Here is a 14,400-nt window from a genome sequence, read left to right on the forward strand (position 1 = left end):
CCCCGCCCCAATTTCGATAATAATTCTCATTAGTATCCTTCAAACGAGTGGGCGAACTTTTCGATTTAGGGACTTTTTCAATTGATGCCCGGCACCGGTGCATTCAATCGACGACACCGTGCTGCTCGACGAACTGCGCATACCACGGGTGGGTGGCCAGCAGTTGCTCATGACTGCCGCTGCCGCTCAGGCGCCCGGCCTCCAGCACCAGGATCTGATCGGCGTCGCGCACCAGCGCCGGGTTGTGCGACACCAACACCAGCGTGCGCCGGCCGCGCAATGCCCGCAGGCTGCGATTGACCCGCGCCTCGCTGCGCGCATCGAGGCTGGCAGTGGGCTCGTCGAGCAACAGGATCGGCGCCGGCGACAGCAGCGCTCGCGCCAGCCCTACGCGCTGGCGCTGGCCACCGGAGAGCAAGGCGCCGCCCGGGCCGACCTCGCTGTGCCAGCCCTCGGCCAGGCTGGCGATCACCTCATCCAGCGCCGCTGCTTCAGCGGCCTGCTGCAATTGCCCAGGCGTTGCCTGTGGCCGCGCCATGCTGACATTCCATAGCAGGCTGCCGGCGAACAGGCCGCTGTCCTGGAACACCTGGGTCAAGTGCGCGGCAAGGGTTTGCTCGCTCAACTGGCGGATGTCCACCTGGCCCAGACGCACTTCGCCGGCCTGGGCATCCATGCCCCGCCCCAGCAACGCCAGCAGCGTACTTTTACCGGCGCCCGACGGCCCGACAATGGCCGTGAAGGTACCAGACGCGCAGTACAGGTCGAGGTCCTTGAGCAGGTGCTCGCCATGTTCGCCGTAGCTACTCAGGCCCTGGCCCTGCAGGCTGGCGTCCAGGGGTTGCAAGCCGGGTTGCGGGCTGTGCAGGATCGGTTGCGCCAATACCCCCAGCACCTGTGCCAAGGCCTGCCAGGCCATGCGCAGGGCCTGGTCCAGTTGCGCCAGTTGTGACAGCGGCTCGACAAAGCGCACCAGCAATACCAGCACCGCCACCAGCAGCGCCCCCGGCAAATGCCCGGCGGCGACCGCCAGCACGCCGCCGACCAGCAGCGCCGAAAACACCAGTTGCACTGCGCTGGCAAAGCCCAGGCTGGCGGGCAATGCCTGGCGGTTGAGCGAACGGGTCGCCTGATGTTGCTGCTGCAGGGCCTCGCGCAGGGCCACCTGGCCCTGGCTGGCAACGGCGCTGCTACGCATCAGCGCCTGTTGTTCGGCGAAAGTTTGCAGCAGTTGCCCGGCATGCCGATCAACCGTCTGGCGCTGTTGCTCAAGGTCCAGGCTGCGCCGCCCGGCCCAGCGCAGCAGGCCGAACAACGGCAGGTAGGCCACGGCCAACGCCAGCGCCACGGATGGCGCCAGGGCGAACAGGCCAAGGACCACCACCGTTGGCGTCACCAACGCGGTAATCAACGGCGCCAACAGGTGCGCCGGGATACTCATGCTGCTGAACACCGGCCCGCGCACCAGGTCGTCGAGATGGCGCTGGCGGCCCCGCGCCAGCCGTGGCAAATGCTCCAGCAAGCGCGACACCAGCCCCGCTGCCAGCCCTGCCCCAGCGAGGTAACCACGCCGCTGGGCGATGTAGCTGACCAGGGCCTGCAGCAGCGTCAGGCCCAGCAGCAGCCCCACCGGCTGCAGCACATCGGCGCCTGCGCGGTCGAACCAGGCCAGCACCAGCGGCACCAGTGCCAGCCCCGCCAGACCATCAAGCACCGCGGCCAGCACCATCCATATCAGCGCCGCGCGCAGGGCTTGCCAGGTGCGCTGCGGCAACTGGCGCAAGGACGAAAAAACACTCATGACACAGGCTCCATTTGCTCGGCATCGGACATTTGTTCACGCCACAACTGACGGTAAAGGCCGTCCATGGCCAGCAACTGCTGATGACTGCCACGCTGAACGATCCGGCCCTGGTTCAACACCAGGATCTGCTCGGCATGGCAGATGCTCTGCAAGCGGTGGGCAACGATCAACCGCGTACGCCCGGCCGCGCCCTCGTGCAGGGCCATGCGCAAGGCCCGCTCGGTGTGCGGATCGGTGGCCGAGGTCGGCTCATCGAGGAGCATGATCGGCGCACTCGAAAGCAGCGCCCGGGCAATGGCCAGGCGCTGCAGTTCGCCGCCCGACAACTGCACATCGTCACCGGCTATGCTCGCGTAGCCCTTGGCCAGCGCCATGATCCGGCTGTCGAGGCAGGCCGCCCGTGCAGCCTCGCGAATCTGCTCGAGGCTGGCGTCGGGCTGGTACAGGGCGATGTTCTGCGCCAGCGACAGGCGCAGCACTCCGGCGTGCTGGAACACCAGCGCCAGATGCCGTTGCAGTTGTGCGCTGGCGATCTGCCGAACATCCACCCCGCCGACCAGCACCTGGCCGCTGTCGACGTCCATGAACCGCGCAATCAAACCGGCCAGGGTACTTTTGCCCGCCCCCGACGGCCCCACCAGGGCCGTGGTGGTGCCTGGCTCCAGGCGCAGGTTGATCGCTGACAATACCGGCACCTCGCCATGGGCGAAGGACACCTCGCGCATTTCCACGCTGGCGTCCCTGGGCGCTTGCGGCGCGTCGGGCTCGGCCAGCGGCGGCGTGCTCAACACTGCCTGCAAGCGCTGCGCACTGACCCGCGCGCTATTGAGGGCATCGAGGCCGTGCCCCATGGCCAGCACCGGCGCGGCCATGGCCCGGACCAGCAACAGAAAGGCGCACAACTGCGCCGCGCCGACCTCGCTGAGCCCCGGCAGCAACGCGCCAAGCACCACCCAGGCCAGCAGCCAGGGCGCACTGAGCAGCACCTGGACCAACGCCGCCAGTTGACCGGCGCGGCTCACCCAGTGGCTGAAACGCTGATCAAAACGCTGCAGCGCCTGTTGCAGGCTGCGCTGCACGCCGGCCCCCGGGAACTGGCGCACCAGGCGCAAGTTGGCGGCGAACTGGCTGTAGTCGCTGAACAACTGCTGCACCGCCGCATTGCGCTGCTCGACATCTTCACGGTAGTGCGCCGAGCCCAGCCGCCAATACCCCAGCACCCCCAGTGCCAATGGCAGCAGGCACCACAGCGCCAGGGCGCTGTCGCTCCACAGCAGGTAGCCGAAGGTGGCCAGGGGGATCAGCAGCAGGTTGACCAGATCGGTCGGCGCATGGCCGACCAACTGGTGCAATGCACGTACGTCCTGCTCGGCATAGCGGGTCACGCCCTCGGGCCCGAGCCGGGCGAACCAGCCCAGCGGCAAGCGTTGCAGATGCTCGGCCAGGCGCACGCGCAAACGCTCGCACAGGTCGGCATCGACACCGTGGGTGAGGTGCAGGGCCAGGGTCTGGCCACACAGCCACAGGGCCGAGCCGAGCACCGCCAGCAGCACCCAGTTCATCACCCCGGGCGCCAGCGGCGGCGCCTGTTGCAGGCTGTCGGCCAGGTGCGCCAGGGCAATCAGCGGCAACAGCGAGCTGACCCCGGATATGGCCTGCACCACCACCGCCAGGCACAAACGCACCCGGAACGGGCGCAGCAGTGCCTGCAGTTCAGGCCCCAACAGGTTCATTGGCACCCCTCCAGCGCCTGCGCCAGGGTGGCTGCCGGCAAGGCCTGTGCGGGCGTTTGCGGAAAACCGATGGCGGCTGTCACCTGCTGCCACAGCGCGACCACTTCCAGGCTGCGCTGTTGCCGGCGCACCAACCCTGCACCGTCGAGCAACGGCTCCAAGGCCCTGGCCGCAGCCTGTGGCCAGAGCTGCCGATAGACCTGGCCCCAGTCCGTGGCGGCGTCCATCAGCACTTCGGCACACGGCAAGGCGCCGCCGCTCAGCACAAACAGGCCGTCCTCGTCCTCGCGCGGCGCGCGCACCGCTGGCATCCACAGCAGCGGCCCGTGCGGTGAGGCCAGCAGCAAGGTGCCGCTGTCGGTGGCCAGGCTGATGCGCTGGAGCATCTGCATGCGCCCGTCATCGGCCGCCGCCAGTTCATTGAGCACCCGTAACGACACCGGCACCTCGGCCATCACCAGGCTGACATCGCGCCACGGCGACAGCGCCGGTGCCAGGTTGTCCAGCGACCACGGCCCCACCGACTCCAACAACGCCGCCAGGATGTCGAGGGTGGCGTAGCTGACCTGCACCGCACAACTGGCCTCGATATGGCGGATGCCCTGCTGACGATGCAACTGCCGGCCCAGCTCGATGAAGCGCGCCACCCACGGCAACTGCGGGTAAAAACTGTTGAGCAGGCAACGGCGCTGCAAGCGTGCCGCGCAGCGCAACAGCTCGTGCAGCTCCTGAGGCAACAGCGGGTGTTCGATCAACACATCGATACCGCGCGCCATCAACGCTTGCGCCAGAGCCGGGCCCTGCTCGCCGCGCGCCGCGCCGCCCACCGCCACGCAGGCCAGGCGGGTGTCGTCGGGCAGCTGTTCGAGGGCCGCGAAACACGGTACACGAAGATGCCGGGCCAGGGCCTGTGAACGGCGACTGCCCTGGCCCAGCACGCCGACCAGCTGCAGGTGCTCGGCAGCGGCGACACCGGCGGCGTAGAACTGGCCGAATCGGGAACCCACTACCAGGGTTTTGACGGGAGTGTTCATGGGCGCTGTTCCTCCAGCAAGTAACGACTGAGCCCGGCGTTCAGGCAATCGAAGTGATTGCCGCGCAGGGTCTGCACACTGAGCGGCGCCAGCGACGCGGCCTGCCACCAGGCCTGCAGGCTGGCCTGGTGATTGGCGATCAAGGGGTTGCCGACACTGGGCACGAACAGGCGCACGGCACCGATGTACGGCGCACTGTCGCTGTAGTGGCTGGCCCGTACCGAATGGGCAAACACCCGGTACAGCTGTTCATCGGCGATGCCGCTGGCGGCGCTCAGCACCCGGGCCTTGAGCTGGGCAACGTCGAAGGCCGGCAAGGCTGCGCTCAAGCTGCCCGCCGGCAGGTGTTGCACGGATGCCTGCAGCAGCGGCGCCAGGGCCGCCTGTAACTGTTCGGCCGACGGCAAGCCGAGCGCCTGCGGGTCCAGGCCGAGGGTGGCGGCAAAGCTGTAGAGGATCAGCAACTCGTCATCCAGCCGATACGGGATGCGGTAGCTTGAGACAATGTCCACCCGGCGCACCTCGGCGCCCAGTTGCAGCAGCGCCTTGGCCAGTTCCAGGGTCACCAGCCCGCCGGAGCAGTAGCCCAGCAGGTCGAAGCTGCGCCGGCCGCTGTCCCACAGAGCCTGGGCATAACGCTTGCCGAGGGTGGCATTGACATGCTGCGGCGCCAGGCGCAGGTAGGCCTCGCTGTCGTGCACCGCCAGCCCCAGCAGCGGGCCGCTGCCGGCAAGCTCGGCAATCAGCCGGCGATACGGCAACAGCGTGCCGAGGCCTTCATGCACCAGCACCCGGGCGATGCCCTCGCCTGCGGCCAGCTCGCTCAAGGCGTCGACCCGTACGCGCCCGGCCAGCGGCGCGCGGGTGGCTTGCAAAACAGGCGTTGCCGGCTGTTCAGCGGCGGGCGCCTCAGCCCCTGACTCACTACGCAAACGCTGGGCCAGGCCGGCCGGGGTCGGCTGGCTGAGGGCCCAGCGCAACAGGCGATCGAAGGGGTGTGCACGGGCCAGCGCTTCCTGCTCGCGCAGGCCGGCGATCAACTGGGCGATCAGCAGCGAGTCGCCACCGGCGGCGAAGAAGTCCTGATCGGCCGACAGCTCGTTGCAGTCGAGCACCCGCTGCCAGTGCCCGACCAGGCGCTGGACCAACTCATCGCTGACCTCGCTGCGCGCCTGGCGCACCGGCTCCAGCTGGCGCTGCTGGGCCTGATGGCTCAGGGCGCGGCGGTCGATCTTGCCGTTAGCGGTCACCGGCAGCGCGTCCAGCACCCGCACCTGGGCCGGCACCATGTAGCGCGGCACGCGCTCGGCGATAAACGCCAGCAGGTCGTTGCTGGCGTGCACGGGCCGGTCGGTTTTCATCCGTGCCACCAGCAGGTCATAGCCCAGCAACGACAATACGCTGTCCGCTGACCCCAGGGCCTGGGCATGGTCGCCGGCCTGCGCGTTGAGCCAGTCCAGCCACTGCTGGCGGTGCACGAACAATTGCCCGGTGCTCGCCCGCAGGTCTTGCGGTGCTTCCATCATCAGGCTCTGGCTGATGCTGATTTCCCGGTGCTCGCGGGTCAGCTCCTGGATCACCAGCCAGGCATCGGCCTGCAACAGCTGGCGCAGGCCGGCCAGCAAGCACGGGGTGTCGAGGGCATTGTTCAAGGCCCCGGAACTGAGCAGCAGGTCCACCGAGCCTGGCTGCAGGCCCTGCTCGCAGGCGGGTTTGTTCATGTCGAAATGCATGAAGCGCACCCACGGGTACTCGGCAAAGCGCTCCCGGGCAGCATTGAGGAAGTAGCTGGAGACATCCGAGAACAGGTAGTCGATCTGCACCCCGGCTGCCGCCAAAGGCGCCAGCGCGGCAATGACCGAGGCACTGGCGGCAGCGGTGCCGGCGCCGACTTCAAGAATGCGCCAGTTGCGCTGGCCTTCACGGGCAACAATCGCCCTGACCGCCTCGGCCATGGCCTTGTGCAGCACCTGGGCATGCAGGCCACGGCTGTACATGGCCTCGGCAATATGCGCCGAGCCCTCGGGGAACATCAGGCTGGCCGGGCTCAGCCGCCCATCCAGTTGCTCGGCCAGGCGCATGGCGCTGCCACGCAGGTAATCCACCAGTTCCACCGGCCACAACGGCGCCGGGGCCAATTGGGCGAAATGCGCCCAGGCCTGGGCCTGATCGAACGCGCCGGGGTCTACCAGGCAGCGCCAGCCTGCACCCGCACGTTGCAGATAACCGCTGTCGGTCAACAGCATCAGCCAATGCTGCAGCAGCCGCTGCTGACCGGTTTCAAGCTTGAGCGCCTGGCACAGCGGGGCAAAAGCCACCTCCTCGCCCGCTGCGAGCAGGCCGCTGCTGGCCAGCCAGTGCAGCAGCGAGGCATCGGCCGCCCGGTCCAGCGCCGCCAGGGCGGCCTGAATCTCTTCACGCGGGCCGAAATCGGCCTGTTCCAGGGTGTCACGCGCCTTGGCCATAACCTCGGCCAATTCCTCGCCAACCCGTTGTGGATCGTTAGCCGAAGTTTGTGCAGTGACAAAGCTGCACAGCGAACGCTCGTGACGCTCGCCCACCAGTACCGTGGTGCTGGCAGCGATCTGTGGGTGAGCGAGCCAGGCAGCGTCGATCTCCGCAAGCTCGATGCGATGGCCGCGGATTTTCACCTGATCGTCCTGGCGCCCGAGGAACTCGATCAGGCCGTCCTCGTCCAGGTAGCGGCCGAGGTCGCCGGTGCGGTACAAGCGCCGGCCGCTGGCATGGGTGATGAAGCGCTCGGCGGTACGTTGCGGGTCTTCGGCGTAGCCCAATGCCAGGCCCAGGCCGCCGATATGAATCTCGCCGCGAACCCCCGGCGGGCATTGCCTGCCGAGGCTGTCGAGCACTTCCAGGGTCTGGCCGTTGAGGGCGAGGCCGTAGGGGATGCTCGGCAAGGCCGTGTCGGCGGGGCGAATCGGGTGCTCCACCGACCAGATCGCCGCCTCGGTCGCACCGCCGAGGCTGAACAGCTGGCTGTCGGGCCAGCGCTGCCACCAGCGGGTTGGCAAGGTGGTGGGAATCCAGTCGCCAGACCACATCACGCAACGCGGCCCGGGAATGGCTGCCGGTTCGCTTTCCAGGTAATCGATCAGCATCTGCCCCTGGGCCGGCACCGAGTTCCACAGGGTCACACCGTACTCGGCCATCAGTTGCGCCCAGTGCGAAGGATCGGCGCCACGCTCGGGGTCTGGCAGTACCACCTGCGCGCCCACAGCCGTTGCGCCGAAAAAGTCGTACACCGACAGGTCGAAACTCAGCTCCGCCAGCCCCAGCACCCGGTCCCGGGCATTGACGCCGTAGCGCTGGTTGATGTCGTCGAGGGTGTTGACCACCGCGCCATGGCTGAGCATCACGCCCTTGGGCGTGCCGGTGGAGCCGGAGGTGTAGATGATGTAGGCCAGGTCGCCAGCCTGCACCGCCAGCGGTTCGCGCGGCGGCCAGTGGCTGGCGGCGGTGAGGCTGTCGATGGCAATGCGCGGCAGCGCAAGGCCTGCAGGCAAGGCTTCGGTTTCCAGGCAGATGAGCGCAGCAATTCCGGCATCGCGCAAAATGGCTTCGCGGCGCAGAGCCGGTTGGCGGATGTCGATGGGCACATAGGCTGCGCCCATCTGGTTGATGCCGAGCACGGCCATCAGTTGCCAGGCGCTCTTGGGCAGCATCACCGCCACCCGCGCCCCGGGGGCAACATCAAGGGCCTCCAGCGCCGCGCGCACGGCGTCGGCGTGCCGGGCGACCTGGCGATAGCTGTAAACGCCGTCGCGATCGCTGATCACCGGCGCATCCGGGCTGCGCAACGCCTGACCGGCAAAGCCGCTGGCGATGTTGCGGTCCTCGGCTTTCACCGCCGACAGATGCGCGACCCGCTGCTGCGCCAGGACGATATCGCCGCGCTGCTGCCAAAGCTGTGCATCCGCAGACAGGCGCTGCAGCAACGCGACATAGGCCTCGAACATCTGCGCCGCCATGCCGTCTGGCAGGACGCCGACGCGCACGTCCCAGCCGATCTGCAAGCCGCCATATTGGTCGCTGACCTGGCAATCGATCCACACCTGAGGGGTCTGGCTGATCATGTAGCTTGGCGGCTGCAACAAGCGCCCGCTATCCCCCAGCAGGCGCTCGACGCTGCCGATGCCGCTGGTGAACACCACCGGCATCAGGTCGGCGCCACGGCCCTGGACCCGTGCCAGTTCGCGCAACACCTCGACCCCGGTAAAGCGGCTGTGGTCGAGGTCGTCGAACAACTGCGCGCCGATGCGCCGTGCCCGCTGGACGAAGTTGGCGCCACTGGCGCCATTGACCTGCAACAGGCTCAAAGCGGTGAAGTCGCCCAGCACCTGGCCCAGTTGCGGGTGCAGGTCCGGGCGGTTGAGGACGGTGAGGTTGAGGCAAAAGTCAGCGCTCTGGCTCCAGCGCCCGATGACCTCGGCGAACGCCGCCAGGGTCACCCCCGCCGCACTCAAACCCTGGGCGCTGGCCAGGGCACAGAGCGCATTCCACTGGGCCACGCTCAAGCTGGCATGGTGGTGCTGGAAGCGCCGCGAGGTGATCCCGGCGTCATCGCTCAAGGGCAGGTCCGGACGCCCCGGCAGGCTCTCCAGGCGCGCCAGCCACCAGGCCTTGTCGCTCTGCCAGGCGGCGCTTTCACGGCTCTGTTGTTCATGCTGCAGGTAGTCGCGAAAGGTCGCCTCCAGCACCGGCCAGTGCCGGTTTGGCTCCAGGTAGCGCTGGCTCAGTTCTACCAGCAGCAGTTGCAAGCTGGCGTAGTCGATCAGGGTGAAATCCACCGAGCAATGCAGAACCGCGCGATCGGCGCCCAGGCTCAGTTCCGGCAGCAGGACCGGCCACTGGTCGAGGGCATGACAGGCATGATCGAGGCGCTCGCGTACCTGCTGCAGGTGCGCATCGAAGGCTTGCGCCGAAGCCTGGCGCAGGTCATGCAACGGCAGGCATTGCCAAGGCACCTGGGCCTGCACGCACTGACGGCTGTTGTCTTGCACCACCGCGCGCAGCATCGGGTGGCGCTGCACCAGGGCGTTCCAGGCCTGGTTCAGTTGCTCGCTGTCGACAGTGGCCGGCCAGGGGTATTCAACATACAGGTGGCAGGCATTGCCGCCATAGTCGAAGGCCGGATTGCGCCCCAGCACGTAGGCGCCCTGCACCGCGCTCAGGGCAAAGGGCTGCAGCGCCTGTTCGGGCTGCGAGCGCCACTGCGAACGCGGCAACAGATGGTCCATCAGCGCCTCGCGCTGGGCGCGGATACGTTCGGCCAGGGCCGGGTCCAGCGCCCCTTGCGGCGCACGAAAATGCAACTGGCCTTCAGTAGCCCAGAGTTCGATCTGGCGCTCACGGCAGATGTGCAACAGGTCATTCAGGCTCATAGCACGCCCTCCTCTACTGCGGCACTGCTGGCCAGCAGCGCGGCCATGCCGGCCAAGGTTGGCTGCAGGTAGAAGTCACTCATGCGCAGGCTCACGCCCAGTTGCTCGCGCACGCTGGCCAGCAGCCGGGTCGCCAGCAGGCTGTCGCCGCCGAGGCTGAAAAAACTGCCCTGGGCGCTGCGCACCGGGCGTCCGAGCACCGCCTCCCAGCACCCGGCCAGGGGTTGCAGTGCAGGATTGAGCTCGCCCTCCTCGCTGCTGGCCGGTTGTTGACGCTGCAACGCTTGCGTCATGCAGGCTTGCAGGCGCTTGCGGTCGATCTTGGCATTGGCATTGAGCACCAGGCGCGGCAGATACCACAGGTGTTCAGGGCGCATCGCTTGCGGCAGGCGTTGTTGCAGCCAGTGCTGCAGACTGTCGGCGCTCAGGGCATCGGCCGTGGCGCTGGCGCTGAGCAACAGCATCGCCGGGTTCTGCCACAGGCTGTGCAGCTCGGCAAAGCCACTGCGGCCAAGCAGCTGGGCGATCTGCGCAGGGTCAGGCAGCACTGGCCTGCGGCTGTCGAGCAGTGCTGCGCTGACCAGCCTCAGCGGCGAGTCACGCAACAGCTCGGCGAGCAGCAGGCGCCCGCCCGGCTTGAGCAGCGCCTGGGCCAGGTTCAGGCAGTCAGCCGGCTGCGCATAGCTGTGCAAGGCGGCGAAGCTGATCACCAGGTCGTACTGCGCGCACTGCTCGACGGGCAGCAGGCCATCCACCAGCAGTTGGCTGGCAACGCCCGGGCGCTTGCCGGCAGAGGCGGCCAAGAGGCCGGGGCTGGTGTCGAACAGGGTCAATTGCAGCTCGCGCTGGCCGAGGTGGTCGAGCCATTGATCCAGCAACTGGCCACCGCGCACGTCCAGCACCGCGACCCTCAACGGCCCGACCTGGGCGCTGCACACCTGCTGCAGCGCCTGGCTCATGGCATCGAGCAACTGGCGCCCGGCCGGCAGGTTAAGGGCCATGGCCTGGGGCGCCAGCAGCGGATCGAACAGCACCTGGGCAGCGCCACCCTCGACCGCCAACAGCGACTGCAGCGAAGCGACCATGGCCTGCAGGTCGGCCTCGCGCCAGCCCAGTTGCGCCAGGGCATCACCGAGGCTCATGGCTTGGCTGGGTTGTTCGCCCAACCACTGGCGCCAGGTGTCCAGCAGCGCCGGCGCCGGCAACGCTTGGCCATTGAGCAGGCGTTGCAGCAGCTCGGCGCTAACCCGTGCTTCAGCTTGCAGGGTGTCGTCCAGCATTGAGCCGCCTTGCAGGGCATCCGTGGCCACAGTCACCGGCGCCGGGCTGCTCACCAGCACCGCGCCAAGGCTGGCCACCGTGCCTGGCAGCACCGTCGCGCAGGCGTTGTCGATCAAAGGATGGGCACTCAGCGCCGCCTCGATCTCGCCCAGTTCGATGCGTTGCCCACGCACCTTGACCTGCTGGTCGATACGGCCGAGAAACTCAATGGTGCCGTCGCCCCAGAAACGCCCGCGATCGCCGGTGTGGTACCAACGCCCGCGCTCGTCGCTGCGAAAACGCTGGGCAGTCAATTGCGGGTCGTTGCGATAACCACGGGCAAGGCTGGCGCCGCCGATCAGCAATTGCCCGACCACCTGCTCGGGCACATCGCGGCCGCTGTCGTCGACCACCCGATAGGCCTGGCCGGCCAGAGGTTTGCCATAGGGGATCGAGGTCCAATGACCCGGCACCTCGTCGATGCTGTGCAGGTTCGACCAGATCCCGGCCTCGGTGGCCCCGCCCAGGCCATACACCCGGCACTGCGCCGTGGCATGCCGGCGCAGGCGCGCGGCAAGGTCCAGGGCGATCCAGTCGCCGGACAGCAACACCGCCCGCAGGCTCTGGTAGTGGCAGTCGCTGGCGGCAATGCCCAGGGCCATTTCCAGCAACGCCGGCGCCGAGTTCCACAGGCTCACCCGGTGCTCGGCAATCAACTGCGCCCAGCGCGCCGCATCGCGGGTTTCTTCGGGCTCCAGCAACACCAGGCGCGCGCCCTGCCCCAGCACCCCGAACAGGTCGAACACCGACAGGTCGAAATCCAGCGCCGACACTGCCAGCAGGCAGTCGTCGCGGTCGATGCCAAGTTCGGCCTGCAGCGCGTCGATGGTATTGATCGCCGCGCCATGGCTGACCTCGACGCCCTTGGGCACGCCGGTGGAGCCGGAGGTGTAGATCACATAGGCACTGGCCTGCGCCGCCACCGCCCGCGGCGCTGCCAATGCTGCGCACTGTTCCAGCTGCGCCAGGTTGAGCCGGCGCAATGACGGGCTATGCGCCGTGGGCGTTGGTGCTTGCTCCGCAATCACCAGGCTGATGCCCGCCGCCGATTCGATCAGGCTACGGCGCGCCGGCGGTTGCGCAGTGTCGACCGGTACATAGCAGCCGCCTGCCGCGAGCACGCCGAACACCGCGACGATCTGCCCAAGCCCGCGCGGCAGGCAGACTTCCACCGCCTCGCCCTGGCGCATGCCGGCCTCCAGCAAGCCGGCAGCCACCCGCAGCGCGCGCGTGGCCAGTTCGCCGTAGCTGCAACGCTGGGCGCCACAGATCAGCGCCAGGTCATCCGGGCGCTGGCTGGCGTGGCGGAAAAAGTCGTCCAGCAGGCCGCGCCCCGGGGCCAGCGCCGGTACGCTGTTCTGGCGCTCGCGCCGGGCCTGTTGCGCCAGCGGCAGGAGCACCGGTTGCGGCAGGCTCCAGTCACTGTCGGCAAGGCGCTGCAGCAATTCGATGTAGGCCTGGAACATCGCCGCCAGCACACCCTCGGCGAACAGTTCGCTGATGCTGTCCCAGGCCAGCAACAGGCCGTCGTCAACCCGGTACAGCTGGTGGTCGAGCCATACCTGCGGGGTTTGCGAAAGCATGTCGTCGAGGTCGCCAAACACCTGGCGAAAGCTTGCCGGAACAAACCCCGTCTCGTTGAGGTTGCTGGAAAACACCACCGGCGCTGAGCGCGGATGGCCCTGGCGACGGCCTTCGCGCAACACTTCCAGGGCCGCAAAGGCCGAACGGTCGATGGCGCCGTGCAGGCTGCGCTGAAACTCGCGCACCGCCTCGGCGAAGGGCAACTGCGGCGCGTCCTGGCATTCCACCAGCAGCAAGGTGGTGAAGTCGGCGATCGCCCGGTCGATGTCCGGATGGTCATCATGGCGGTCGAACAACGGCACGTTGAGCAAGAACTTCGACTGCCCGCTCCAGCGCGCCAGCACTGCGTTGAAAGCAGTGGCGAACACACAGGACAAGGTCAGGCCATGGTCGCTGGCCTGGCGCTGCAAACGCTCGGCTTCAGCGGCGCTTAAGACAAACGCCTGGCGACTGAAACGCGGTTCGCGGATTGACTCGGGGGCGCAGGCCAGCGCCAGCGCCGGGCCATCGGGCAATTGCGCCAGGCGCTGGCACCAGTACTCGCGGTCGCGGCCGTAAGCCTCGGCGCGCCGTTGCTGGCGGCGGCTCAGGTAGTCGGCAAAGTGCAGGGCCGGCGGCGCCGGCAGCAACGCCGGCGTTTGGTAAGCCTGGCCCAGTTCGGCCATCAGCAGGCGCAGGCTTTCTACGTCGGCGGCCAGCAGGTCGACACTCAGCCAGACCCGGTCGCGGCCACCCGGCAGTTGCACCAGGCCCACCAGCATCACCTGCCCCGCCTCCACCGCCAGGCACTGGTGCGAGCGCCAGCGGCGCAGTTCAGCCCAGGCCTGCTGCGCGTCATGGGGCGACTGCTGACGCCAGTCCTGGTGGTCGAAGACCTGCGCGGTCGGCGCCGCCAGGATCTGTTGCTGGCCGTCGTTGAAACGGGCGCGCAGCATCGGGTGGCGACGTTGCACCAGGTTCACCGCCGCTTCGAGGCGCTGCGGGTCGATGCTCTGGCAGTCGAACTCGAGCCAGGCGTGACAACTGATATTACCCAGCACTTCGGCGGCGCCCCGGCCCAGCCAATAGGCTTGCTGCACGGCGCTGAGCTCGAAGTGCTGCTCGCCAACTGATGCCGGTGCAACGCCAGGCGCCAGCGCAGGTTGCAAGGTTTGCCCGTGCAGCAGCGCCAGCCAGGCGGCCACGCTCGGTTCAGCGCTCAGCTGGGCAAACTCGACCTGCAGGCCGTGGCTGCGCAGGCGCTCTTGCAGGTACATCAGGCGGATCGAATCAAGCCCGCAGCCGAGCAGGTTCTGCTCGTCGCCCAGGCTGTCGATTTCAGCCACCGAGGCGCCCAGCAACTGGGCGAGGTGTTCGATCAGCCAGAAGCGCAGCGGGTTGGCCGAGGGGGTGTCTGCTGTTGTCAGCTCGCGCATGAAAAGCTTCCTGTAGCCCGTAAGAATAAAGTCTGTGTGGCTCACCAAGATGCAAGCCATTATCAAATGAGACTTTATCGCAGGCGGGTTTTCAGGAAGCGCTCAAGG

At 67.8% G+C, this 14,400-nt stretch carries 5 protein-coding genes; all 5 read right to left on the reverse strand.

What is annotated here, in order from left to right; translation table 11 throughout:
• Positions 1–103: 103 nt before the first annotated feature.
• Genes LOY22_RS14715 through LOY22_RS14735 form a run of 5 tightly spaced genes read right to left on the reverse strand, consistent with a single transcriptional unit; the run spans position 104 to position 14,292 of the window.
• The gene (locus LOY22_RS14715; protein WP_093382017.1) at positions 104–1,801 is read right to left on the reverse strand and encodes an ABC transporter ATP-binding protein; all 1,698 of its coding nucleotides are present in this window, start codon (positions 1,799–1,801) and stop codon (positions 104–106) included.
• Positions 1,798–3,537: an ABC transporter ATP-binding protein gene (locus LOY22_RS14720; RefSeq protein ID WP_258593700.1), complete on the reverse strand. Its 1,740-nt coding sequence runs from the start codon at positions 3,535–3,537 to the stop codon at positions 1,798–1,800. The genes LOY22_RS14715 and LOY22_RS14720 overlap by 4 nt, the downstream gene beginning before the upstream one ends.
• On the reverse strand, positions 3,534–4,571 hold the full coding sequence (locus LOY22_RS14725) for a Gfo/Idh/MocA family oxidoreductase (protein ID WP_195884297.1): 1,038 nt from the start codon (positions 4,569–4,571) through the stop codon (positions 3,534–3,536). Before LOY22_RS14725 ends, LOY22_RS14720 begins: the two co-directional genes overlap by 4 nt.
• On the reverse strand, positions 4,568–9,973 hold the full coding sequence (locus LOY22_RS14730; protein ID WP_258593702.1) for a non-ribosomal peptide synthetase: 5,406 nt from the start codon (positions 9,971–9,973) through the stop codon (positions 4,568–4,570). Before LOY22_RS14730 ends, LOY22_RS14725 begins: the two co-directional genes overlap by 4 nt.
• Positions 9,970–14,292 carry an amino acid adenylation domain-containing protein gene (locus LOY22_RS14735; RefSeq protein ID WP_258593704.1) on the reverse strand — a complete coding sequence of 1,441 codons (4,323 nt, stop codon included), beginning with the start codon at positions 14,290–14,292 and terminating at the stop codon, positions 9,970–9,972. Before LOY22_RS14735 ends, LOY22_RS14730 begins: the two co-directional genes overlap by 4 nt.
• Between the last annotated feature and the right edge of the window lie 108 nt (positions 14,293–14,400).

It is taken from the genome of Pseudomonas sp. B21-035 (assembly GCF_024748945.1).
Taxonomy (GTDB): Bacteria; Pseudomonadota; Gammaproteobacteria; order Pseudomonadales; family Pseudomonadaceae; genus Aquipseudomonas.

Bases quoted from the DNA above. Each gene is read 5' to 3' on its own strand.
- LOY22_RS14715 (WP_093382017.1), bottom strand. From the start codon at position 1,801: ATGAGTGTTTTTTCGTCCTTGCGCCAGTTGCCGCAGCGCACCTGGCAA.
- LOY22_RS14725 (WP_195884297.1), bottom strand. From the start codon at position 4,571: ATGAACACTCCCGTCAAAACCCTGGTAGTGGGTTCCCGATTCGGCCAG.
- LOY22_RS14735 (WP_258593704.1), bottom strand. From the start codon at position 14,292: ATGCGCGAGCTGACAACAGCAGACACCCCCTCGGCCAACCCGCTGCGC.
- LOY22_RS14730 (WP_258593702.1), bottom strand. From the start codon at position 9,973: ATGAGCCTGAATGACCTGTTGCACATCTGCCGTGAGCGCCAGATCGAA.
- LOY22_RS14720 (WP_258593700.1), bottom strand. From the start codon at position 3,537: ATGAACCTGTTGGGGCCTGAACTGCAGGCACTGCTGCGCCCGTTCCGG.